Source organism: Streptomyces sp. CO7, from assembly GCF_053474865.1.
On sequence record NZ_JBRIOU010000002.1, the window covers coordinates 1,189,546 to 1,191,289 of the forward strand.

2 protein-coding genes are annotated in these 1,744 nt (G+C 74.1%); one reads left to right on the top strand and one right to left on the bottom strand.

All coding sequences use genetic code 11. The features are described 5' to 3' along the window. On the bottom strand, positions 1-574 hold a 574-nt coding region (locus tag ACOV8S_RS07355), incomplete at its 3' end, for a TetR/AcrR family transcriptional regulator (RefSeq protein ID WP_448316820.1). A 212-nt stretch (positions 575-786) separates the two neighbouring features. Between ACOV8S_RS07355 and ACOV8S_RS07360 the strand changes: the two genes are divergently transcribed. Beyond that, positions 787-1,647 carry an SDR family NAD(P)-dependent oxidoreductase gene (locus tag ACOV8S_RS07360; RefSeq protein WP_448316822.1) on the top strand — a complete coding sequence of 287 codons (861 nt, stop codon included), beginning with the start codon at positions 787-789 and terminating at the stop codon, positions 1,645-1,647. Positions 1,648-1,744 lie beyond the last annotated feature (97 nt).

Consider the following 1,744-nt stretch of genomic DNA (forward strand, 5'->3'; position numbering starts at 1 on the left):
GGGCCGGGGACGCGGGGCGGGTGCGCAGGAGGGCGTCGAGGGAGTCGACGATCCAGCTCCACGACTCCTCCGGGTCGACGGGGGTGTGCGCGAAGCCGCCGCCGAGCTCCAGCTCGACGTAGCCGTGGAAGACCCCGCCGAGCATTCGCACGGCGTGGGTCTGGTCCGGCTCCGCCAGGTCGTAGCCGCGCAGGACGGCCCGCATCATCCGCGCGTGGCGCACCCCGGCGCTCGCCGCCGCGGTCTCCGGGTCCAGCCGGTACCGGGCGGCCGCGTAGCGGCCGGGGTGGGCGCGGGCGTAGGTGCGGTGGGAGTCCGCGAAGGCGGCCAGGGCCTCCCTGCCGGAACGGCCGGCGAGCGCCTCGGCCGCCCCGTCGGCCATCTCCTCCAGGGCGAGCAGGGCGATGCGGGTCTTCAGATCGTGCGAGCTCCTGACGTGCGAGTAGAGACTGGCGACCTTCACGCCGAAACGACGGGCGAGCTCCGAGACGGTGACCTGGTCGAACCCCACCTCGTCGGCGAGCTCCGCACCGGCCTCGGTCAGGCGCTGCGGGGTCACTCCGGCACGTCCCATCCCCGGCTCCTCCTGTACGTCGGCCACGACTGGCGACATCCATTATGCAGAAAACTAAAGGGTTTAGGTAGCGAGGTGTGACGTGCGGGACGTGAGGGTCTGGAGCCGCAAGGGTCCGCGCAGGTCACCGGCCGAGGCGGCCTGGACGACCGGCGGGCACGTCTGCCACGCTGACGAACAGGTCGACCGGACGATCACTCTGCGGAGGACACGTGGGCAAGGTCTGGTTCATCACCGGGGCGTCACGCGGATTCGGACGTTGCTGGGCGCAGGCCGCGGTGGCCCGCGGCGACCGGGTCGCCGTGGCCGCCCGGAGCGAAGCGGCACTGCGGGCGTTCGCGGAGGAGAGCGGCGACGCCGTGCTCCCCATCCCGCTGGACATCACCGACCGGGCCGCGGTGTTCGCCGCCGTCCAACACGCCCACACCCACTTCGGACGCCTCGACGTCGTCGTCAACAACGCGGGTGTCGGCCTCATCGGCTGCGTGGAGGAGGTCACGGAGCACGAGGCCCGAGCCGTCGTCGAAGCCAACATCCTCGGCACCCTGTCCGTCACCCAGGCCGCGCTCCCGCTGCTGCGCGGTCAGGGAGGCGGCCACCTGATCCAGGTGTCGAGCAGCGGCGGGATCGAGGCGTACCCGGGCATGGGCCTGTACTGCGCCACGAAGTGGGCCGTGGAGGGCATGTCGGAAGCGCTGGCCGACGAGGTCGCGCCGTTCGGCATCAAGGTCACCGTGCTCGAACCGGGCGGATACGCGACCGACTGGTTCTCCGCCGCGCCGCGCTCCGCCCGGCTCCCCGCCTACGACCCCCTCCACGACCTGCTCGATCCGACCCTGACCCCGGAGACCCTGCCGCCTCCCGAAGCGACGGTGCCCGCCGTCCTCGCCCTGGTGGACAGCGCGGACCCGCCCCGACGGCTCCCGCTGGGCAGCTTCGCCCTGCGCGCGGCAGCGGAGGCCGGGGGGCGGCGGCTGGACGGTCTGTCCGCATGGGAGGGCGTCATCCGGGCCGCCGACGGCGTCCTGGCCACGCACGCGACTCCGCCGTCGCAGGAGGAGTCACTGGCGTAGGGCGCACCGCGGCGCGGAGAGCCCGCCGGCCGTGGCGAGGCCGAGCGGCGGGTCCCCGCACCGCGCCCCGCGCCCCCCCCCCCTCCCCCCGCCCGGC